25 protein-coding genes are annotated in these 20,066 nt (G+C 66.5%); 10 read left to right on the top strand and 15 right to left on the bottom strand.

Annotated elements, in window-relative coordinates:
• Window position 1: 1 nt before the first annotated feature.
• From CVN68_RS12905 to CVN68_RS12895, 3 genes are all read right to left on the bottom strand, one after another.
• Window positions 2-556 carry a carbohydrate binding domain-containing protein gene (locus CVN68_RS12905; RefSeq protein WP_100282570.1) on the bottom strand — a complete coding sequence of 185 codons (555 nt, stop codon included), beginning with the start codon at window positions 554-556 and terminating at the stop codon, window positions 2-4.
• Window positions 557-641: 85 nt separating this feature from the next.
• A complete protein-coding gene (locus CVN68_RS12900) occupies window positions 642-1,013 on the bottom strand; it encodes a tRNA-binding protein (protein WP_100282569.1) in 372 nt (123 codons plus the stop codon).
• Window positions 1,014-1,023: 10 nt separating this feature from the next.
• Window positions 1,024-2,052, bottom strand: coding sequence for an ATP-dependent DNA ligase (locus tag CVN68_RS12895; RefSeq protein WP_100282568.1), 1,029 nt, complete (start codon window positions 2,050-2,052; stop codon window positions 1,024-1,026).
• 42 nt (window positions 2,053-2,094) lie between these two features.
• On the opposite strand from CVN68_RS12895, the gene CVN68_RS12890 reads away from it, so the two are divergent.
• Window positions 2,095-2,520 carry a DUF1810 domain-containing protein gene (locus CVN68_RS12890; protein ID WP_100282567.1) on the top strand — a complete coding sequence of 142 codons (426 nt, stop codon included), beginning with the start codon at window positions 2,095-2,097 and terminating at the stop codon, window positions 2,518-2,520.
• Here the strand turns inward: CVN68_RS12890 and CVN68_RS12885 are convergent.
• Window positions 2,499-2,756, bottom strand: coding sequence for a GFA family protein (locus CVN68_RS12885; RefSeq protein ID WP_233503713.1), 258 nt, complete (start codon window positions 2,754-2,756; stop codon window positions 2,499-2,501). The two genes, CVN68_RS12890 and CVN68_RS12885, sit on opposite strands and share 22 nt — an antisense overlap.
• 191 nt (window positions 2,757-2,947) lie before the next feature.
• On the opposite strand from CVN68_RS12885, the gene CVN68_RS12880 reads away from it, so the two are divergent.
• From CVN68_RS12880 to CVN68_RS12870, 3 genes are all read left to right on the top strand, one after another.
• Window positions 2,948-3,631: an endonuclease III domain-containing protein gene (locus CVN68_RS12880; RefSeq protein WP_100282566.1), complete on the top strand. Its 684-nt coding sequence runs from the start codon at window positions 2,948-2,950 to the stop codon at window positions 3,629-3,631.
• A 31-nt stretch (window positions 3,632-3,662) separates the two neighbouring features.
• Window positions 3,663-4,361, top strand: a complete 699-nt coding sequence (gene ung, locus CVN68_RS12875; protein WP_100282565.1) for a uracil-DNA glycosylase — start codon at window positions 3,663-3,665, stop codon at window positions 4,359-4,361.
• An 82-nt stretch (window positions 4,362-4,443) separates the two neighbouring features.
• Entirely contained in the window at window positions 4,444-5,886 is a 1,443-nt protein-coding gene (locus CVN68_RS12870) for a S41 family peptidase (RefSeq protein ID WP_100282564.1), read from the top strand.
• Here the strand turns inward: CVN68_RS12870 and CVN68_RS12865 are convergent.
• Entirely contained in the window at window positions 5,883-6,311 is a 429-nt protein-coding gene (locus CVN68_RS12865) for a response regulator (protein ID WP_100282563.1), read from the bottom strand. The genes CVN68_RS12870 and CVN68_RS12865 overlap by 4 nt on opposite strands.
• A gap of 36 nt (window positions 6,312-6,347) precedes the next feature.
• Here CVN68_RS12865 and CVN68_RS12860 point away from each other — a divergent pair, with 36 nt between their 5' ends.
• From CVN68_RS12860 to CVN68_RS12845, 4 genes are all read left to right on the top strand, one after another.
• A complete protein-coding gene (locus tag CVN68_RS12860) occupies window positions 6,348-6,614 on the top strand; it encodes a DUF3572 family protein (RefSeq protein ID WP_100282562.1) in 267 nt (88 codons plus the stop codon).
• Window positions 6,611-7,246, top strand: a complete 636-nt coding sequence (locus tag CVN68_RS12855; RefSeq protein ID WP_100282561.1) for a hypothetical protein — start codon at window positions 6,611-6,613, stop codon at window positions 7,244-7,246. The genes CVN68_RS12860 and CVN68_RS12855 overlap by 4 nt, the downstream gene beginning before the upstream one ends.
• Before the next feature lie 7 nt (window positions 7,247-7,253).
• A complete protein-coding gene (locus tag CVN68_RS12850; protein ID WP_100282560.1) occupies window positions 7,254-7,721 on the top strand; it encodes a RidA family protein in 468 nt (155 codons plus the stop codon).
• Window positions 7,722-7,910: 189 nt separating this feature from the next.
• Window positions 7,911-8,669: a TorF family putative porin gene (locus CVN68_RS12845; RefSeq protein ID WP_100282559.1), complete on the top strand. Its 759-nt coding sequence runs from the start codon at window positions 7,911-7,913 to the stop codon at window positions 8,667-8,669.
• A gap of 110 nt (window positions 8,670-8,779) precedes the next feature.
• Here CVN68_RS12845 and CVN68_RS12840 read toward each other — a convergent pair whose 3' ends face one another.
• The 8 genes from CVN68_RS12840 to CVN68_RS12805 form a co-directional block, all read right to left on the bottom strand.
• Window positions 8,780-9,196 (bottom strand): DUF3035 domain-containing protein, encoded by a 417-nt coding sequence (locus tag CVN68_RS12840; protein ID WP_100282558.1) that lies wholly within the window; start codon window positions 9,194-9,196, stop codon window positions 8,780-8,782.
• Window positions 9,189-9,707 carry a signal peptidase II gene (lspA, locus tag CVN68_RS12835; protein ID WP_100282557.1) on the bottom strand — a complete coding sequence of 173 codons (519 nt, stop codon included), beginning with the start codon at window positions 9,705-9,707 and terminating at the stop codon, window positions 9,189-9,191. Before lspA ends, CVN68_RS12840 begins: the two co-directional genes overlap by 8 nt.
• Window positions 9,707-12,565 (bottom strand): isoleucine--tRNA ligase, encoded by a 2,859-nt coding sequence (gene ileS / locus CVN68_RS12830; protein WP_100282556.1) that lies wholly within the window; start codon window positions 12,563-12,565, stop codon window positions 9,707-9,709. The genes lspA and ileS overlap by 1 nt, the downstream gene beginning before the upstream one ends.
• A gap of 227 nt (window positions 12,566-12,792) precedes the next feature.
• Entirely contained in the window at window positions 12,793-13,716 is a 924-nt protein-coding gene (locus tag CVN68_RS12825) for a bifunctional riboflavin kinase/FAD synthetase (RefSeq protein WP_100282555.1), read from the bottom strand.
• Between the two features lie 153 nt (window positions 13,717-13,869).
• Complete coding sequence (locus CVN68_RS12820) at window positions 13,870-15,036, bottom strand: dipeptidase (RefSeq protein ID WP_100282554.1); 1,167 nt, start codon at window positions 15,034-15,036, stop codon at window positions 13,870-13,872.
• Window positions 15,033-15,512, bottom strand: a complete 480-nt coding sequence (locus CVN68_RS12815; protein ID WP_100282553.1) for a dihydrofolate reductase — start codon at window positions 15,510-15,512, stop codon at window positions 15,033-15,035. The genes CVN68_RS12820 and CVN68_RS12815 overlap by 4 nt, the downstream gene beginning before the upstream one ends.
• Window positions 15,513-15,520: 8 nt before the next feature.
• Window positions 15,521-16,330 carry a glutaminyl-peptide cyclotransferase gene (locus CVN68_RS12810; RefSeq protein WP_100282552.1) on the bottom strand — a complete coding sequence of 270 codons (810 nt, stop codon included), beginning with the start codon at window positions 16,328-16,330 and terminating at the stop codon, window positions 15,521-15,523.
• A complete protein-coding gene (locus tag CVN68_RS12805; RefSeq protein WP_100284387.1) occupies window positions 16,330-17,124 on the bottom strand; it encodes a thymidylate synthase in 795 nt (264 codons plus the stop codon). Before CVN68_RS12805 ends, CVN68_RS12810 begins: the two co-directional genes overlap by 1 nt.
• A gap of 89 nt (window positions 17,125-17,213) precedes the next feature.
• Here CVN68_RS12805 and CVN68_RS12800 point away from each other — a divergent pair, with 89 nt between their 5' ends.
• The gene (locus CVN68_RS12800) at window positions 17,214-17,627 is read left to right on the top strand and encodes a hypothetical protein (RefSeq protein ID WP_100282551.1); all 414 of its coding nucleotides are present in this window, start codon (window positions 17,214-17,216) and stop codon (window positions 17,625-17,627) included.
• An 86-nt stretch (window positions 17,628-17,713) separates the two neighbouring features.
• Complete coding sequence (locus tag CVN68_RS12795) at window positions 17,714-18,112, top strand: JAB domain-containing protein (RefSeq protein WP_100282550.1); 399 nt, start codon at window positions 17,714-17,716, stop codon at window positions 18,110-18,112.
• Here CVN68_RS12795 and CVN68_RS12790 read toward each other — a convergent pair.
• Both CVN68_RS12790 and prfB read right to left on the bottom strand, forming a co-directional pair.
• The gene (locus CVN68_RS12790) at window positions 18,104-18,871 is read right to left on the bottom strand and encodes a class I SAM-dependent methyltransferase (RefSeq protein WP_100282549.1); all 768 of its coding nucleotides are present in this window, start codon (window positions 18,869-18,871) and stop codon (window positions 18,104-18,106) included. The genes CVN68_RS12795 and CVN68_RS12790 overlap by 9 nt on opposite strands.
• Window positions 18,868-19,995: a peptide chain release factor 2 gene (prfB, locus tag CVN68_RS12785; RefSeq protein WP_100282548.1), complete on the bottom strand. Its 1,128-nt coding sequence runs from the start codon at window positions 19,993-19,995 to the stop codon at window positions 18,868-18,870. Before prfB ends, CVN68_RS12790 begins: the two co-directional genes overlap by 4 nt.
• Window positions 19,996-20,066: the final 71 nt, after the last annotated feature.

Genomic DNA, 20,066 nt, shown 5'->3' with positions numbered 1-20,066 from the left:
CCTACTGGCCCATGTCGAGCACCGCGACCGGCCCCAGATCGAGCACATGCTTGCCGGTGTTGACGTGGAACGACGCGCCGATCGCACCGGCTGGATAGTCCTTGTCGGCCTTGCCGGCAGCTTGCAGGAATTGCCACTGCGCCGTCGCGTCGAAGTTCTTCGAAAAGATCGCGGTATAAGGTGCGCTCGACAGCTGGAGCTGTGCGCCGACCTTCGCGGTCGCGGCTTCCGCCTTGCTCAGCCGCGCATAGAAAGCGATGACGATCTTGTCCCCGGCCTTGACCGCCTTGATCAGCGGCACATTGACTCCGGCGCTCCACGGATCGCCGGTGCCTGTCACCGGCAGCCGCAGCGCCTTGCCGCCCTGCACCTCCTTGTCGCTCACCACTTTGGGCGCGGGCGTGATACCATAGGCCTGAAAGCTGGCGGGATTGGTGTTGTTGATCACCTTCTCGGCCAGCGCGTCCTCGCTCGATCCCGCGTCCTGCGCAATTCCTGGTATGGCCAGCAGCGCCGGCACGGCAGCGCCCAATGCGAGTGCGATCCGCAAGTGCATGATTCCCCCTCCTTTATATCGTTGGGAAGGAGACTATGCCGCGCCACCGTGCGGTCAACGGCTAAGTGAGGGCGCTAACCGGCGCTCAGAAGAGTCTGCCCCCATTCGGCACATCTTTGCTCGGCCGGACGAGCACGACCTTGCCCGCTTCATCGGGAAAGCCGAGTGTCAGCACTTCGGACATCACCGGCCCGATCTGCCGCGGCGGGAAATTGATCACCGCGGCAACCTGCATCCCCGGCAGTTCCTCGATGCGGTAATGCTCGGTGATCTGCGCCGAAGAGCGTTTGCGGCCGATCACCGGCCCGAAATCGATCACCAATTTGTACGCGGGCTTGCGCGCCTCGGGGAAGGGCAGCGCCTCGACGATCGTGCCGACGCGGATGTCGACGGCGAGGAACTGGTCGAAGCCGATCGTCTCGGCGGGCAAAGCGGCGGAATCGTGCGTGACATGCATGTGCCGGCCTTTATCGCGCCGACCCGGCCTCCGCCAAGGCCGCCTCGACAATCGCCGGCCGCGCCTCCTCGCCGAGCTGCTCCATAGTACACTGGCGCGGCGCCTTGTCGGGGCGCCAGCGCAGGAAGCCGGTGCCGTGGCGGAAGCGGCCGCCGGTGACATGGTCGTAGCGCACCTCGGCGATCAGCTCGGGGCGTAGCGGCTGCCATTCGACCGAGCGCTCGGTCGACCAGCGGCTGGGCCCGCCCGGCGCGTCGCCGGTGAAACCGGGGGCCTCGACCAGCGCCTCGAGCCGTTCGGTGAGCGCCGGACGATCCGCTGCGGCGATCGCCGAAGTGAAGCCGACATGGTGAAGCAGCCCGGCGTCGTCATAGAGCCCGAGCAGCAGCGATCCGACCTCGCGCTTCTTCGTCGCATAGCGGAAGCCGCCCACCACGCAGTCGGCGGTGCGCAGCCGCTTGATCTTGTGCATGGCGCGCTCGCCCGGCCGATAGGCTTCGTCGCGCCGCTTCGCGATAACGCCGTCGAGCGCGCCACCCGCCGCGTCGAGCCAGCGGCGCGCGGTGGCGGGATCCTCGGTCAGCGGCGACAGCCGCAAAGTCGGCGAGCGATGCTCGGCGTAGAAGGCCTCGAGCGCAGCGCGGCGCTCGACGAGCGGGCGCTCGCCCAACGCGCCTGCGTCCGGCGACCACAGGCAATCGAACAGCATCAGTCGCGCCGGCGTCTCGACGGAAAGCTTGCGGATCCGGCTCTCGGCTGGATGCAGACGCATCTGCAGCGCGTCGAAGGACAGCGTCGGACCCATCGGGATCAGCAGCTCGCCGTCGAGCACCACCCGCTCGACCGGCAGCGCCGCGATCGCCGCCGCGACTTCGGGGAAATAGCGCGCCAGCGGCTTGCCCGATTTGGACTGGAGCTCGACTTCGTCGCCCTGTTTGAACGCAAGGCAGCGAAAGCCGTCCCATTTGGGCTCGAATTGCCAGCCCGGCCCCTCGGGCAATGCGGCAACCAGCTGGGCTTCCATCGGTTCGATCGTCATATATCGGCAACGCGGGGTCGGCGCATTGGTTCGAGACGAGCAGTGACTTTGCAACTGGAGCGCTTCGTCGACGCGCAGCAATGCGTCTATCCGCAGGCACTCGCGGAACTGCGCGACGGACGCAAGCGAAGCCACTGGATGTGGTTCGTCTTTCCGCAGATCGCCGGGCTCGGCCATAGCGAGACGGCGCGTTTCTATGCGATCGCCGACCTTGCCGAAGCGCGCGCATATCTCGCGCATCCGCTGCTCGGGGCGCGGCTTGTCGAGGCGACCGACGCGGTTCTGGCGCATGCCGGCCACACCACCGCCGAAGCGATGTTCGGCGGGATCGACGCCGTCAAACTGCGGTCATCGATGACGCTGTTCGAGGCCGCGGCCGGGCGCGAGACTCGTTTCGCCGCGGTGCTCGACAAATTCTACGGCGGTGTCCGCGATCCCGAAACGCTTCAGCGGCTCGCGCCGTCATAATGCTGGATCTCCAGCGCGTCCAAATCCACTCCGTCGGCACAACGCAGGTTGATCTCGACCATCGGTCCCTGCGGCCCCTTGCCCTCGGCGAACGGCGCGACGCCGCAGGTCGTGCAGAAATGGTGGTCGATGGCGTGGTGGTTGAACTGGTATGTCGCCACGGCTTCGCGCGGCGTATGCAGCGTGAACTTGTCGGGCGTGGTGAAATGGTGGAGCGGCGCCTTGCGCCGGCAGATCGAGCAATTGCACGCCAGCGCGCTGGGCCGCCTCGTCGACGGTGTAGCGGATTGCGCCGCAATGGCAGCTTCCAGTGAACGGCATCTCTTCTCTCCTGGTCTTGAGTCTCAATAGGCGGCGCGACCCTTGGCGCCTATCCTCGGGGGCAAAGCCTGTTGTAGATGTTCTTGATATGTTCTAGTGTAACCGCATGCAATCGGGTTTCGGCTTCTCCGGGCATGACGACATCCTGCGCTGGCAAAGAATGCTGGCGCCGATGCGGACGGTGGCAGTGCCGCTGCCACGCCGCTCGCCGATCGGGGCATTGGTCAAGTCGATGATCAGCGGGCGGACGAGGGATCCGGTCTCGCTTGCAGCTTATGATCGACTGGTCGCCGCGTTCGGGACGCCGGGACGCGTGCTCATGGCGGGCCGCGAAGAGGTGCTGCGCTGCATCGGCGGGGTCACCCATGCCGAGGACAAAGCGGGCTATGTCGTCGGCGCGCTCGGGCGGATCGCCGCCGAGCGCAAGGGGTTCGACCTCTCGTTCCTCGCGACGCCGCCGATCGTCGAGGCGCTGGGGTGGCTCGAACGCTTGCCCGGCGTCGGCCGCAAGGTCGCGGCGGCGACGCTCAACGCCAGTACGCTCGATCGGCCGGTGCTGATCGTCGACAGTCATGTTCTCCGCGTGCTCCAGCGGCTGGGGTTCGTCGATCGCCATGCCGAGGCGCGCACGGCGAGCGAGGCAGTGACCGCGGCGATGCCCGAATGGGATGGCGGCGATTTTCTAGACTTCCACATCGCCATCAAGAAGCTGGGCCAACGCTTCTGCCGCTTCGAAGCGCCCGATTGCGCGCGCTGCCCGCTTCGCATCGACTGCCGCTCGCGTTGTTGACAGCGCCGTCGGGCTTTCCGACACGGAGGTCATGGGCGAAATAAAACTGCATCCGGGCTGGCTCGAACCGCTGAAGGACGAGTTCGCCGACCCGTATATGACCGCGCTACGGGAATTCCTCGTCACGGAGAAAGCAGCGGGCAAGCGCGTCTTTCCCGCCGGCGGCGAGTGGTTCCGGGCGCTCGATCTGACGCCGCTCGAGCAGGTCCGCGTCGTGATCCTCGGCCAGGATCCCTATCATGGCGAAGGGCAGGCGCATGGCCTGTGCTTCTCGGTGCGTCCCGGCGTGCGGACGCCCCCGAGCCTCGTCAACATCTACAAGGAAATGGAGGCCGATCTCGGCATCCCGCGAGCGCGCCACGGCTTTCTCGAACATTGGGCGCAACAGGGCGTGCTGCTGCTCAACGCCGTGCTCACCGTCCAGATGAGCATGGCCGCCTCGCATCAGGGGCGCGGCTGGGAGCGGTTCACCGACGCGGTGATCCGGCTGGTCAACGCCAAGCAGGAGCCGGTGGTGTTCTTGCTGTGGGGGAGCCACGCGCAGAAAAAGGCGGCGTTCGTCGATTCGATCGACAAAGGCGGGCGGCATCTCGTCCTCAAGGCGCCGCACCCTTCGCCCTTGTCGGCGCACTCCGGATTTTTCGGCTGCCGGCACTTTTCGAAGGCCAACGCATTTCTGACCAGTCGGGGGCACCAGCCGATCGACTGGGCACTCCCCGAGCTGGATTGAGTGCTCATAACCGGTTCATCATGCGGCTGACACGGTCGGTCGATTCTGCCAGACGCCTGAGCAAGCAAGAAAAGAGCTGAAGATGCGCAAGTCCGTCGCCGCCGTGCTGAGCCTGTCGATGATCCTCGCCGCCTGCGGTGGCGGGGGCGGCGGCAGCGGTTCGGTGGTGACGCCGCCGATCACGGGCGGCGGGCCGACACCGACACCTGGACCGACCGCCGGCTGCACGCTGCGCGAGCGGCAGGACTGGGCGGCCGCGCAGCTCAGGGAATGGTATCTCTTCCCGGAGACGTTGCCGGCGAGCCTCAGCCCCACGACCTACGCGACGGTCAGCGACTATATCGACGCACTCACCGCCACGGCGCGGACCCAGGGCCGCGACCGCTATTTCACCTATCTCACCTCGATCGCCGAAGAGAATGCCTATTATTCCTCGGGTTCGAGTGCCGGCTTCGGCTTCCGCCTCGCCTATGATTCGGCCGCCGGACGCGTCTTCGTCGCCGAATCGTTCGAAGGCGCCCCGGCGCTGAATGCCGGCATCGATCGCGGCGCCGAGATCGTCGCGATCGGCACCAGCGCGGCCAATTTCCGCACGGTTTCCTCGATCATGGCCAGCGAAGGCCCGGCCGGCGTTTCGAACGCGCTCGGCCCCTCGACCGCGGGCACTGCGCGCGTGCTGCGTGTGATCGACGCCGCCGGCACCCGCGACCTCAACGTCGCCAAGACCGATTATACGCTGGCGCCGGTCTCGTCGCGTTACGGCGCTAAGATCCTCGACGATGGCGGGCGCAAGGTCGGCTACCTCAATCTGCGCACGTTCATCTCCACCGCCGATCCGGCGCTGCGCACCGCCTTCGCGCAGTTCAAGGCGGCGGGGGTCACCGAAGTGATCGTGGATCTGCGCTACAATGGCGGCGGTCTCGTTTCGATCGCCCAGCTGATGGGCGACCTGATGGGCGCCAATCGCGCGACCAGCGACGTGTTCGACTATATGGTCTTCCGCCCCGAGAAATCGGCCGAGAACGAGACCCGCTTCTTCCAGCCCAAAACCGAATCGATCGCGCCCACCCGGATCGCGTTCATCGGTACCGGCGGAACGGCGTCGGCGAGCGAGCTCGTGGTCAACGCCTTCATTCCCTATCTCCACGCCAATGTCGGCCTGGTCGGCACCAATACCTATGGCAAGCCGGTCGGCCAGATTGCGATCGATCGGCCGGCCTGCGACGACCGCCTGCGGGTGATCGCCTTCGCCACGCAGAACGCCGCGCGGCAGGGCAATTATTTCAATGGTCTCGCCGGCACGGTCGAGGCGAGCTGCCGCGCGGGGGACGAGGTCGGATACCCGCTCGGCGACGCGCGCGAGGCCTCGACCAGGGCGGCACTCGATTTCCTCGCGGGACGCAGCTGCACGGCGATCGCATCGGGCGGCCAGACCACGCTCGCATTGCGCACCGCCGCCGCACGCGAGCTGCTCATCCCCGAGCGCCCCAGCACTCTCCAGCGCGAAGTCCCCGGCGCCTATTAGCCTTTTCCTGGGGCCTCCGAATCCTCCGGTGGTGTGGCGTCATCCGCCTCCACCGCGTCCGCCGGCACCAGCGCGCGCACTTCCTCCATGAAGCGCGCGAGCGAGATCGGCTTGGAGACATAGGCGTTCGCCCCCGCCGAGCGGATGCGCTCCTCGTCCTCACGGCCGGCATAGGCGGTCACCGCCATGATCGGGATCGCGCGGAGATCAGGGTCGCGCTTCATCTCGCGGATGAGGTCGAATCCGGTGACGTGGGGCATCTGGATGTCCATCACGATCAGCTCGGGCACGAATTCGCGCGCCTTTGCGATCGCCTCGCGGCCGTCGCTTACCGGCTCCACGGCGAAGTCGTGCGCGCGCAGCAAGTCACAGAACAGCTTCAGATTGAGTTCGTTATCCTCGACAACGAGAACCCTTTTTGCCACGCGCAGAACCTCATGTAGTTGGAGACGGTTTAGGCGATGCCGCGGATGGAAACAAACGCAGAGGCACTTGCGCTCCAGGCTTTGGTCTGGACGCTCGGCGATTCGGCCCGCGCGACGCGGCTGCTCGACCTGACCGGCCTCGATCCGGCCGAATTGCGAGCGCGGGCAGGGGAGCCTGCCCTGCTCGCCGCGACCCTCGGTTTCCTCGAGGCGCACGAGCCCGATCTGGTCGCCTGCGCCGAGGCATTGGAAGTGACGCCGGCTGCGCTCGTCACCGCCCGCGGGGAGCTCGAACGCGCATGAAGCCGCTGCTGATCACCGATTGCGACGAAGTCCTGCTCCACATGGTTCGCCATTTCGGAAGCTGGCTCGACGAGGCGCATGGCATCGACTTCACACCCAATGGTGGCGATTTCGCGACCTCGATGCGCCGCCGCGCCGATCAGGCATTGGTCGAGCGCGAGCAGATGTGGGCGCTGCTCGACGGCTTCTTCCCCGGCGAGATGGAGCGCCAGACCCTTGTGCCCCATGCCCGGGAAGCATTGGCGGCGCTGGCCGAGCATGCCGACATCGTCGTGCTGACCAATCTCGGCGATCATTGCCGCGAACACCGGATCGCTCAGCTGGCTACCCACGGTATCGCCCACCGCGTCGAGTGCAATCAGGGTCCGAAGGGGCCGCCGGTCGCCAGGCTGGTCGCAGAGCTGGGCGCGCCGGTGGCAGTGTTTGTCGACGATCTCGCCGTGCATCACGAATCGGTGGCGAAGCACGCCCCGCAGGTCCACCGGCTCCACATGATCGCCGAGCCCAGCCTCGCGCCCGACGTCCCGCCCGCGCCGGCGGCGCATGCCCGGATCGACGATTGGCTGGAGGCGCAGCGCTGGATCGAGGCGCGTTTCGCCGCGGGCTTGACCGCCGATGCCACCGGTGGTTGATCGCCGCATGACTCAAAAAATCGACGCGAAGCTGGCCGAACTCGGCCTGTCCCTCCCCGAAGCCGCGGCGCCCGTCGCGGCCTATGTTCCTGCGGTCGAGGCTGGCGGGCTGCTTCACGTCTCGGGGCAGCTCCCGTTCAAGGACGGCCAGTTGATGACAGGTCGCCTCGGCGAGGACCGCGATCTCGACTACGGCCAGGAAGCCGCGCAGCGCTGCGGGCTGATGCTCGTCGCGCAGATCAAGAAGGCGCTCGGCGGCGATCTCGGTCGGGTCGAACGCATCGTCAAGCTCGGCGTGTTCGTCAATTCCGCCGGCGCTTTCACCGATCAGCCCAAGGTCGCCAACGGTGCGTCCGAGCTGATGCAGGCCTTGTTCGGCGAGGCCGGCCGCCACGCCCGCAGCGCGGTCGGGGTACCGACGCTGCCGCTCGGCGCAGTGGTCGAAGTCGATGCGGTGGTGGCGATCCGCAGCTGATCTCTGTTGCGGCACAGCCACACTTCGTCACGATCTAGCAACAATCCAGCAAATAATGTTGTGCGGCGCAGCGTCATCCGGCAAGGTTCGGTCGTCGTTCGAAAGTCGTGCCGGCACTCGATGCCCAAATAGACGCGACGCCGACGACAGCAGGTGGGGACCCTTTGGTTTGAATTGAAAGGGATTTCCATGCGCTATTCGATGATCAGCCTTGGCGTGCTCATGCTCGCCACGGCCGCGCCTGCCATGGCGCAGGATGCAAGCGAAACCGAACCGGCAAGCCCCATCACCGTCACCAGCGCCGTGACGCTGACGTCGGACTATCGCTTCCGTGGTCTCAGCCAGTCCAACAAGAAGGTGGCGGTGCAGAGCACGATCAACGTCAACCATGAGTCGGGCTTCTATGTCGGCACCTGGGTTTCGACGATCGACGATGAGGTTTCGCTGCCCGGTTACGGCGATGTCGAAGTCGATCTCTACGGCGGCTACACCAAGACACTCGAGAACGGCGTGGGCTTCGATGTCGGGGCGCTTTATTATTATTATCCGGACGGCGCGAAGGGTCTCAAGACCGATTTCTTCGAGCCCTATGCCTCGGTGATGTATACGGTCGGGCCGGTGACCGCCAAGGTTGGGGCCAATTACGCGTGGAGCGGGCAGTCCGGTCTGGCCGACAATGACAGCTTGTATCTCCGCGGCGATCTGACCGTCGCCATCCCCAACACCCCGGTAAGCGTTCTCGGCCATATCGGACGCACCGACGGCCAACTCGGCGTGCTCGCGCCGACCGGCAAATATACCGACTGGTCCCTCGGCGCCGAAATCGCGCAAAAATTCGTCAAGCTCGGCGTTCAATATGTCGATACCGACATCACCAACGACGCCGGCTATGCCGATGCGATCGGTGCCGATCCGCGGGCGGTCTTCTACATGACGCTCAGCTTCTGACCGGCTCCGTCCGGGGGCGGTTCGCCGCTTCCGGACGGCACGGCGCACGAAAAGGCCGGCCCGCTCACCATGAGCGGGCCGGCCTTTTTCGTATCGCTGCGTACCGGCGCTTATTTAGGCGTCGTGCTGGCGCGCGCGGTCTGGCCGTCGCCTTCGGGTGCGGCGACGATGTCGCGGGTGGTGCTGCCCTTGTCGACGACGTTGGTGGTCGGGCTGCCCGCGGTGCTCCGCGCGCCCGTCTCCGCGGTGGTGCGGCCGGCCGCGTCGAGCGTGGCGTTTTCCGAAGCGCTGCGCGCCTGCGAGCCGCCGAACAACGCGTCGAGCGCCTGCGCCGAAGGCGAGGTATCCTGCGGACGCGGCGCGCCGGGGCGCGGCGGGACCAACGCGAAATCGGGCGGGATCACCAGCGGCGCCTGGCGCGCGACGGCGAATTCGTCGGGACGTGCGCGGTCATACCCGTTCTTGCCGCAGGCGGAGAGCGAGCCGACGAGCGCGACGCCCGTAGCGATCAGAACCAACTTACGCATTGACTTCATTCTCCACAGGAGCAGGCGTCCCGGCCTGCTTATCGCGCACGAACAAGGCGCGGATCAACAGGATCAGCACGCCGATGGTAATCGCCGCATCGGCTACATTGAAGACCAAAAAAGGGCGCCACGTGCCGAAATGCAAATCGGCGAAGTCGACCACATAGCCCAGCCGGGTACGATCGAGGATATTGCCCAGCGCGCCGCCGAGCACGAGGCCGAGCCCGGCGACGTCGGGACGCTTCTTTTCGCGCAGCATCCACCAGAATACGCCGGCGGCGATCGCGCCGGTGAGCAGGACGAGCAGCCAGCGCGTCGTCGGACCCGTCGCCCGCAACAGGCCCAGCGACACACCATCATTCTTGATGAAGCGCAGGTCGAAGATCGGCAGTACGGTCAGCGACATGTCCTGCACGTTGAGTCCCAGCGGGCCGGTCACATAATATTTGGCGACCTGATCGATCAGGAACACCACGGCCGCAACGAGCAGCCCGATCTGCCAATTCTTCATCAATCCACCACCCCGGCGCAGCGGTCGCACAGCAAACCGTCTTGCGCAACTTCAGGAAGATGCCGCCAGCATCGGCCGCATTTGTGGCGCCCGGTGGGCGTCACTGTGACGGCCGGCCCCTGCTCGACCTTCGAGACGATGAACAGTTCCGCCAGATCGGCGCCCGATGCCGGCAGATCGGGCACGGTCACTTCGGCCTCGAGGCTCGAGCGCACCTTCTTCTCGCGCCGATAGGGCTCGATCGCCTCGGTCACGGTCTGGCGCAGCGCGCGGATCGCACTCCAGTCGGAGGTCGCAGCGATCACCTCGGGAAGTTCGGGCCAGTCGAGCAGATGGACTGATCCCTCCTCGCTCGGGAAGCGCGCCTGCCACACTTCCTCGGCAGTGAAGCTGAGGATCGGCGCGGCATAGCGGACGAGCGCGTGGAACAGGATGTCGAGCACAGTGCGATAGGCGCGGCGCTTCGGATCCGTGGGCGCGTCGCAATAAAGCGAATCCTTGCGGATATCGAAGAAGAAGGCCGAGAGGTCTTCATTGGCGAAGTCGGTCAGCGCGCGGCTGTAGCGATTGAACTCGAACGCCTCCGCCGCGGCGCGAAGCTCGGCATCGAGCTCGAAGAGCTTGGCGAGCACGTAGCGCTCGAGTTCGGGCATCTCGGCGACGGGGAGCTTCTCGGACTCTTCGAAGCCCTCCAGCGCGCCGAGCAGATAGCGGAAGGTGTTGCGCAGCTTGCGATAGGTGTCACCGGTGCCGGCGAGCACTTCCTTGCCGATGCGGACGTCCTCGAAATAATCGGTCTGCGCGACCCAGAGGCGCAGGATGTCCGCGCCGCTCTCGCCGATGATCTTGAGCGGATCGACGACATTGCCGAGCGACTTCGACATTTTCCGGCCATTGCCGTCGAGCGCGAAACCGTGGGTGAGCACCGCGCCATAGGGCGCGCGGCCCCGGGTGCCGCAGCTTTCGAGCAGCGACGACTGGAACCAGCCGCGATGCTGGTCCGAACCCTCGAGATAGAGGTCGGCGCGGGCGTCCTCGCCGTAGCGCGCCTCGACCACGAAGGCATGCGTCGAGCCGCTGTCGAACCACACGTCGAGAATGTCGGTGATCACCTCGTAATCGGCGAGCGCGTACTTCTCGCCGAGCAGCGCCTGATGATCGGCCTGGAACCAGGCGTCGGCGCCGCCATTGGTGAAGGCCTGGAGGATGCGGGCGTTCACCTCGGGGTCGCGGAGATAGTCGCCGGTGGCGCGATTGACGTAGAGCGCGATCGGCACGCCCCAGGCGCGCTGGCGGCTGATCACCCAATCGGGGCGACCCTCGACCATCGAGCGGATCCGGTTGATCGAACGCTCGGGCACCCAGCGGATATTCTCGATCGCGTCGAGCGCGATCCCGCGCAGGGTGGGACCGTTGCCGGTCGACATCGGCATGCCGATGCCGAGCGGCGTCGGCACGTCGACCACGACTTCGCCGGCGGGCTTGTCCATCGGGATGAACCATTGCGGGGTCGCGCGGAAGATGATCTTGGCCTTGCTCCGCCAGCTGTGCGGATAGCTGTGCGCGAAATCGTCGGTCGCCGCGAGCAGCGCGCCGGCTTCGCGCAGATCGGTGCAGATCGGGCCGTCCGAGGCGACGAACTTCTTGTTGATCACCGATCCCTGGCCGCCGAGCCACAGCCAGTCGGCGCGGTACATCCCCGCGCCGTCGACCGCGAACACCGGATCGATCCCGTGCGCCTTGCACAGCAGGAAGTCGTCCTCGCCATGATCCGGCGCCATATGGACGAGGCCGGTACCGGCGTCGGTGGTGACGAAGTCGCCGGGGAGGAACGGTCGCGGCTTCGCGAAGAACCCGCCGAGCTTGTGCATCGGGTGGCGGGCGACCGCGCCTTCGAGTGCCCAACCGCCCTTGAAATACACATCGACCGCGTCGCTGTTATCCCACTCAGAGCCGATCCGTTTCAGGAAGGTCGGCACCAACTCGGTAGCTACCAAGAACTTCTTGCCCGCTAGACCGGCCAGCGCAGGCTCTTCGAGCGCGCCGGTCTTCAACTCGAAGAGCGAGTAATCAACCTCCGGCCCGTAGCTCAGCGCCTGGTTTACCGGGATCGTCCACGGCGTGGTCGTCCAGATCACCGCATGCGCGCCGACCAGTTCGGGGGCGTTCGGGGCCTCGACGATCTCGAACGCCACGTCGATCTGGGTCGACACGACGTCCTCATATTCAACCTCGGCCTCGGCCAATGCGGTCTTTTCGACCGGGGACCACATCACCGGCTTGGCGCCGCGATAGAGCTGGCCGCTCTCGGCGAACTTGAGCAGCTCGCCGGCGATGATCGCCTCGCTCTGATAGTTCATCGTGAGGTACGGCGTGTCCCAGTCGCCCATGATGCCGAGCCGCTCGAACTGGCCGCGCTGCACGCCCACCCATTTCTCGGCATAAGCGCGGCATTCGGCGCGGAAGGCGACGGGGTCGACTTCGTCCTTGTTGAGCTTCTTCGCGCGATACGCTTCCTCGACCTTCCACTCGATCGGCAGGCCGTGGCAGTCCCAGCCGGGGACGTAGGGCGCGTCCTTGCCGAGCAGGGTCTGGCTGCGCACGACGATGTCCTTGAGGATCTTGTTCATCGCATGGCCCATGTGAATGTCGCCATTCGCATAGGGTGGGCCGTCATGGAGCAGGAAGCGCTCGCGGCCCGCGCGGGCCTCGCGCAGCTTGCCGTAGAGCCCGATCTTCGCCCAGCGCTCGAGGATCGCGGGTTCCTTGGCCGCGAGCCCGGCCTTCATCGGGAAATCGGTCTTCGGCAGGAAGACGGTGTCGCGCCAGTCGCGCGGGGATTCGGTGGTGTCGGTCATTTGGCGGCGGGGATTAGCTGGTGTGGAGCGATGGGGGAAGCAGCTTTGCTCGCACATCGGGGCGTAGGGGCTGCGCGGTTGACCCTGATTGACTCGATTCGCGGGTTTTTCGGCCGAAGCGCCTGCGATGCGGCGCGGTCGCGCCTGCGACGCGGCACCAACGCGCCCGTCAGATCAGACGAAATCCTGCATTGAAAGAACGTCGCCGGTCCGGGGTGACGAAGGAGTCAGGCGAGCGCCGCGCGCGCCTTCGCGGCGTCCGCGTCCATCTGGACCTTGAGCGCTTCCATCGAATCGAATTTCGCCTCGGGGCGCAGATAGTCGATCAGCGAGATTTCGATCACCTGATCGTACAGGTCGCCGGCGAAATCGAAGAAATAGCTCTCGAGCAGTTCGACCGGCGGCTCGATGCTCGGACGGATGCCGAGATTGGCGACACCGTCCAGCATGCGCCCATCGGCCAAGCGCCCCCGCACCGCATAAATACCGTAAGCGGGGCGCAGATAGTTGGCGAGGTCCATGTTCGCGGTCGGATAGCCGAGCTGACGGCCGAGTTTGGCCCCGTGCTGCACCGGTCCCTGTATCGCGAACGGCCGGGTGAGCAGCCGCGCCGCGCCGCGCGGATCGCCGTCGCCGAGATATTGGCGGATGCGGCTCGACGAGACCGTCTCGCCGTCGAGCGCCACCGGGGGAACGACTTCGGCCGAATAACCGAGCGCGCCGCCGAGCGCGGCCAGCGTCGCCACGTCGCCCTCGCGTCCCTTGCCGAAAGTGAAGTCGTCGCCGGTGATCACGCCGCCGGCGCCGATGATCGCGATCAATTGCTGCTCGGCGAATTGCCGGGCGCTGAGGCCTGCCATCGCCGAAGCGAAATTGAAGACCAGCATCGCATCGGCGCCCGCCGCGGCGAACAGCCGCGCGCGCTGATCGAGCGTGGTCAGCCGGAAATGCCCCGATTGCGGCTGGAAGAAGCGCTTGGGATGCGGATCGAAGGTGGCGACGATCGCCGGGCGCCCTTCGGCCCGCGCACGCGCGATCGCGCGGCCGGCCACGGCCTGATGCCCGAGGTGAAACCCGTCGAAATTGCCCAATGCGACGATCCCGCCGCGAAGATGCGCCGGCACCGGCGAGCCGTTGTCCAGTCGCTCCATGGAGGGGCTATAGAGAGGGGAGGGGCATTCTAAAAGCCCTCTCCCTTTGGGAGAGGGTTGGGTGAGGGCGGGGCGGGAATAGGTGCCGACTCGACCCTCACCCTTCCCACCGCTTTGCGGCGGCCTCCTTCCCTCTCCCGATGGGAGAGGGCGTTATTGCCCGGCCATCCCCGCGCGGAGCACGCGGAGCACATTGCCGCCCATCACCTTGCGGATCTCGTCCTGCGCGAAGCCGCGATCGACCAGCGCCTGCGTCACTGCGGCCAGTTGCGCGGTATCGAACCCCGTCGTCACTGCGCCGTCGAAGTCCGAACCCAGCCCGACATGATCGATCCCGACCAGATCGCGGACATGCGCGATCGCCCGCGCGATCGCCGCCGGCGCAGTCGAGCAGATCGCCGCGTCCCAATAGCCGATGCCGATCACGCCGCCGGTCTTGGCGACGCCGCGGATCTCCTCGTCGGTCAAGTTGCGGTTGACCTTGCACGTCGCCTGCACCCCGCCATGGCTCGACACCAATGGCCGCCGCGCCATGGCGAGTATCTCGGCGACGCTCTGGTGGCTCGAATGGGCGATGTCGACGATCATCCCGAGCTTTTCCATCCGCCGCACCACCTGCACGCCGAGCGGGGTGAGGCCGCCCTTCTTCACGCCGTGCATCGACCCCGCGACTTCGTTGTCGAAGAAATGCGCGAGCCCGGCCATGCGGAAGCCCGCGGCGTAAAGCCGATCGAGATTGCCGAGCCGGCCCTCGATGTCCTGCAGACCCTCGATCGACAGCATTCCGCCGACGACCTTGCCGCCGCCCGCGCGATCGGCGAGCAGCCGGTCCAGTTCCTGCGGCGTGCGGATCACCCGCAGCTTGCCCCCGGACCCCGCCGCCGCGCGATCGAGCTTTTCGGCGTGCCACAGCGAGCGCTGGAGCAGCGAGCCCCATGTCCGCACCGGCTGGAGCTGCGCCACCGTCAGCAGCGTGATGTTGTCGGTGTCGGCGCCGTTCGAATCGTAATTCTGCCCCTTGGGCGTCTTGGTCACCGACGAGAAGATCTGCAGCGCGACATTGCCGTCGATCAGCCGCGGCAGATCGACTTGCCCGCGCGCGGCGCGATCGAGCAGGCTGCGGCGCCACAGCAGGGTGTCGCCGTGCATGTCGACGATCTGGAGCGAAGCGTGGAGCTGCCGGGTCTGCGCGCTCACCTTGGGCAGGGCCGCGGGCTCGACCTTGTTCATCCCCGCCTCGACGATCGGCGGGGCGATTCCGAAAAAGCCGATTCCGGCGATCACCAGCAGCGCCGCGAGCGCCCACAGGATCTTCTTCATGCCGCCCGCTCCAACGTGACGAAGCTGTACGCAGGGCGCCCCGCCTCGCTCGCATGCTCCTCGCGCGCCACTTCGCGCCAGCCGGTGCCGAAGCCGGGCACGGTCGCATCGCCCTCGGCGTCGACATGGACTTCGGTCAGCTCGATCCGGTCGGCGCGGTCTAGCAGCAGCGCGAATATCTCCGCCCCGCCGATCACCGCGACCTCGTCGCCCGCCAGTGCCAGCGCGTCCTCCGGCGAATGGGCGATTTCAGCGCCCTCGGCCGACCAGCCGGTGTCGCGGGTCAGCACGATGTGGCGACGGCCGGGCAGCGGCGATGGGAAGCTCTCGAAGGTCTTGCGCCCCATCACCATCGGCTTGCCCATCGTCTGCGCCTTGAAGCGCCTGAGATCGGCGGGCAGGTGCCAGGGCAGCTTGCCGTCCTTGCCGATCACGCCATTGTCGGCGCGGGCGAGGTGGAAGGTGACGCGCGGCACCTCTCGGCTCAGCCCGGCTGACAGCGCATCAGCGCCGCCGCCTGATCCTGCGCCGCGCCGTTGGCCGGGCCGTCGCTCACCCGGACCTCGTAGAGCTGGGGCCACATCTTGCCGGTGACGAAGATGCGCTTCGCCGCGGCATCATAAGCGATGCCGTTGGGCACTTCGTCGATGCCGGGGGTGGGCGGGCCGAGCGAAGCGACGTCGACAAAGCCCTTCACCTTGCCGTTGCCCGGATCGATCCGGGCGATCAGATCGGTCTGCCAGACATTCGCCCAGATCTCGCCCTGGATCCATTCGAGTTCGTTGAGCTGCTTGACCGGACAGCCATTGGCAGTGACGTCGAGCGTCGATTGCTGCGCCAGCGTTTCGGGATCGAGGAAGCGCAAGGTCGCGGTGCCGTCGCTCAAGATCACCGACTTGCCGTTGTGCGTCAGGCCCCAGCCTTCGCCCTTATAGGCGAACTCGCCGGCGGGGCTGAAATCCTTGCGGTTGTAGATGAATCCCTTCTGGTCCTTCCACGTCAGCTGGTAGATCTTGTCCTTCCATCCGACGATCCCCTCGCCGAAATAGGGCGCAGCCAGCGGCGCCTGCGCGGAAACTTCGCCGCTGGCGAGATCGACCTTGCGGATGCCCGACGTGCCTTCCTCGCCGGTGCTCTCGAACAGGCCGCCGTCGTAGAACAGGCCCTGGGTGAAGGCCTGCGAGTCGTGCGGGTAGCTCTTCACTATCTCGACCGTCTGGACCTTGGGCATTTCCTCCTGCGCGCCGCAGCCGGCGAGAGCGAGGAACGGAAGGATCGCGATCAACGTGCGCATCAGACCGCCACCGGCGCTTTGATATGCGCCTGCGCTTCATAATCGTGGATCACGAAATCCTCATATTCATAGGTGTCGATCGAAGGTGCTTTGCGCAGGATCTCGAGCCGGGGCAGGGGGCCGGGCGCGCGGGCGAGTTGCTCGCGCGCCTGCTCGAGATGGTTCGAATAGAGATGGCAGTCGCCGCCGGTCCAGATGAACTCGCCGGCTTCGAGCCCGGCCTGCTGCGCGAGCAGATGCGTGAGCAGGGCATAGCTGGCGATGTTGAAGGGGACGCCGAGGAAGATGTCGGCCGAGCGCTGATAGAGCTGGAGGCTGAGCTTGCCGTTCGCGACATAGGTCTGGAACAGGCAATGGCACGGCGCCAGCGCCATCGCGTGGAGTTCGCCGGGGTTCCACGCCGAGACGATCTGGCGGCGCGAGCCGGGGTTGTTGCGGATCTGGTCGAGCAGCTCGGCGATCTGATCGATCTCCTTGCCGTCGGCGGCTTCCCAGCGGCGCCATTGCTTGCCGTAGACCGGGCCGAGTTCGCCCTCGGCATCGGCCCATTCGTTCCAGATGCTCACCTTGCGTTCCTGCAGCCAGCGGACATTGGTGTCGCCGCGCAGGAACCACAGCAATTCCACGATGATCGATCGGATATGGAGCTTCTTGGTGGTGAGCAGCGGAAAGCCCCGGGCGAGATCGAAACGCATCTGGTGGCCGAACACCGAGCGCGTCCCCGTGCCGGTGCGATCCATCGTCTCCGCGCCGTTGGTCAGCGCGCGTTCCATCAGGTCGAGATATTGACGCATCATGCGAGCCTAGCGGCAGGGACGGGTGCGCGGCAAGGACGCGCTGAGCCCATGCTTGCGTCCGGAGCGATCCGCGTTAGCCTGCCGACATGAAATTCTTCCTGCTGCCGCTCTGCGCGACGATCCTTATGGCCGGGCCCGCGGCGGCCGATGATCCCTGTCCGAAATTTTCGCCGGGAGACGCCTATCCCTGGCAGACGAGCGAGAAGATGCCGGGCGATTTCTGGGCAGACGCCGTTGTCGACGTGGACGCCAAGGGAGCGCCGGTCGGGTGCCGGACCGGGGCGGGCAACATGAAACGCGAACAACGGTTCTGGTACTGCAATGCTATCATGAAGGATGCCAGATACCCCCCGGTGATCAAGGATGGGGTAGCGGTTCCTTTCAAGGTCAAGACGGTCCTGGTCGTGCCCGGCCGGAAGCACCGCGACGCGGACAAGGCCGCGCGCAAGCGGTTCTTTGCCGATCATCCCGAAGAACGGACGGTCTGCTACCCCGGATAAGCGCCGGACGCCGGAATCGGCAGAGTCACACCGAATCGGATCGGCTTGCGCTTCGGCGATCGGCCGGGCGCTGGCAGCTGTCGGCGATGCCGATCGAGGCTCTCGCCGCGCCGCGCCGCCTTGCCGATCCCGCCGCCGCGGGCGCTTTGTTCGCGTGCCTCGCCGAAGAGACGGTCGAAGTGATGGCGTTCGTCTATCTGGCTGCGGACCAGCGCGTGCTGGGGATGCGTCAGGCACGCTCGGGCTCGGTCGATCGGCTGGTACTGCCGATCCGCGACGTCGCGGCGGATGCGCTGGCGTTCGGCGCGGCGGCGGTGGTGATGGCGCACAACCATCCGAGCGGCGATCCGACGCCGAGCGTCGCGGACCGCGAGGCGACCCGGCTGCTGGCCCGGGCGCTGGAGACGCTAGAGATGCGGTTGCTCGATCACCTGATCGTGGCGAGCGGGGGAATCACCAGCTTTCGCCGGCTCGGCTTACTCTGATCCCTCGCCCGGCTGCACCGCCACGGGGGTGGCCCGCGCGCCGCTCTTGCAGGCCTTGATCATGCCGGGCTCGGGGCGTGCGCCCTCTGCGCGGAAGATCGCGATATAGCCGCCCGCGGAGGGCATCCGCCGCAGCGAAACCAGCGCATAGCCGAGTGCGGCGAACTCGCATTTGAGCAGGTCGGGCGGGGTGCCGTGATGTTCGGTGGGCCTGTCGGCATCGACCACGATCACTTGTCCGTCGGGCCGCAGCGAAGGGCGCAGCCGCCAGAGGAACTCGTAAGGGCTCTCGATCTCATGGTACATATGCACCATCAGCACGCGATCGAAGCTCGCCTCGGGCAGGCGCGGATCGGCGGGCAGACCCAGCCGCACGTTCACGTTGTTGAGCCGTTCGCGGATCACGCGGTTGGCCAGTTGCTCGATCGTCTCGGGGACGATGTCCTCGGCGACGACGCGGCCCTTGTCGCCGACGCGCTGGCCGAGGCGGATCGTGTAATAGCCCTCGCCCGCGCCGATATCGGCGACCGTCATGCCGGGCTTGATCCCGGCGAGATTCATCACCTGCCCCGCCTCGTTGAGCCGGTCGCGCGCCTCTTCGGTCGACCAGCGGGTCGAGACGATCGTCGCGACGGGGCGATCCGCGGCGGGGAAGCCGGTATTTTTGGCCTGCGCCGTGCGCTCGCGCGGCCCCGCGCTGCCGCCGTCGCATCCGGCGAGCAGCAGCAAGGCAATGCCCAGAGCGCTGGCTGACCTCAATCGACATCCTCCACTTCGACCGTCTCGCCGGTCACGCGCTGCGATAGCGCAGCCGCCATGAACGCGTCGAGGTCCCCGTCGAGCACGTCGCCCGGGGCAGTCGAGGTCACGCCTGTGCGCAGGTCCTTCACCAGCTGATAGGGCTGGAGGACATAAGAGCGGATCTGGTGGCCCCAGCCGATATCGGTTTTGCTGGCGTTCTCGGCATTGGCGGCCGTTTCGCGGATCTGCAGCTCGCGTTCGTAGAGGCGGGCGCGGAGCTGGTTATAGGCCTCGGCCTTGTTCTTGTGCTGGCTGCGCTGGTTCTGGCACTGCACCACGATGCCGGTGGGGATGTGGGTGATGCGCACTGCCGAATCGGTGGTGTTGATGTGCTGCCCGCCCGCGCCCGAGGCGCGATAGGTGTCGATGCGCAGATCGCTTTCGTTATACTCGACGTTGATGTCGTCATCGATCACCGGATAGACCCACACGCTCGAGAAGCTGGTGTGGCGCCGCGCGGCGCTGTCATAAGGCGAGATGCGGACGAGGCGGTGCACACCGCTCTCGGTCTTGGCATAGCCATAGGCGTTCTCGCCCTTGATCAGCAGAGTCGCCGATTTGATCCCGGCCTGCTCGCCGGCGTGATAGTCGATCAGCTCGACCTTCATGCCGTGGCGCTCGGCCCAGCGCGTGTACATGCGCAGGAGCATGCCCGCCCAGTCGTTGCTCTCGGTGCCGCCGGCGCCCGAGTTGATCTCGACATAGGTGTCGTTGGGGTCGGCCTCGCCCGACAGCAGCGCCTTGACCTTGTCGATCTCGGCACGCGCGGCGAGCGCGCCGAGCGCGGCGGTGCCGTCACTCGCCATTTCCTCGTCGCCCTCGGCCTCCGCCATCTCGATCAGCTCGGCGGTGTCGTTGAGTTCGGTCTCGATCGCGCGCGTCGCACTGATCGCCTCCTCGAGCCGGCGGCGTTCGCGCATTACGTCCTGCGCGGCCTTGGCGTCGTTCCACAAGGTCGGATCCTCGACACGCGCGTTGAGCTCGTCGAGCCGCCGCAGCGCGCGGTCCCAATCGAGGAACCGGCGCAGCAGCGCCAGCGCCGCCTTGATCTTGTCGACATGAGCCTGCGCTTCGGCGCGCATCGGGATAACCTTTCAAAATCAATCGTCGTCCCGGCGAACGCCGGGACCGCATGCCTCAAGCCGTTCGCCCG

The organism is Sphingomonas psychrotolerans (assembly GCF_002796605.1).
In the GTDB taxonomy this organism is placed as follows: domain Bacteria; phylum Pseudomonadota; class Alphaproteobacteria; order Sphingomonadales; family Sphingomonadaceae; genus Sphingomonas; species Sphingomonas psychrotolerans.
This window is presented reverse-complemented; position numbering and strand designations above follow the sequence as displayed.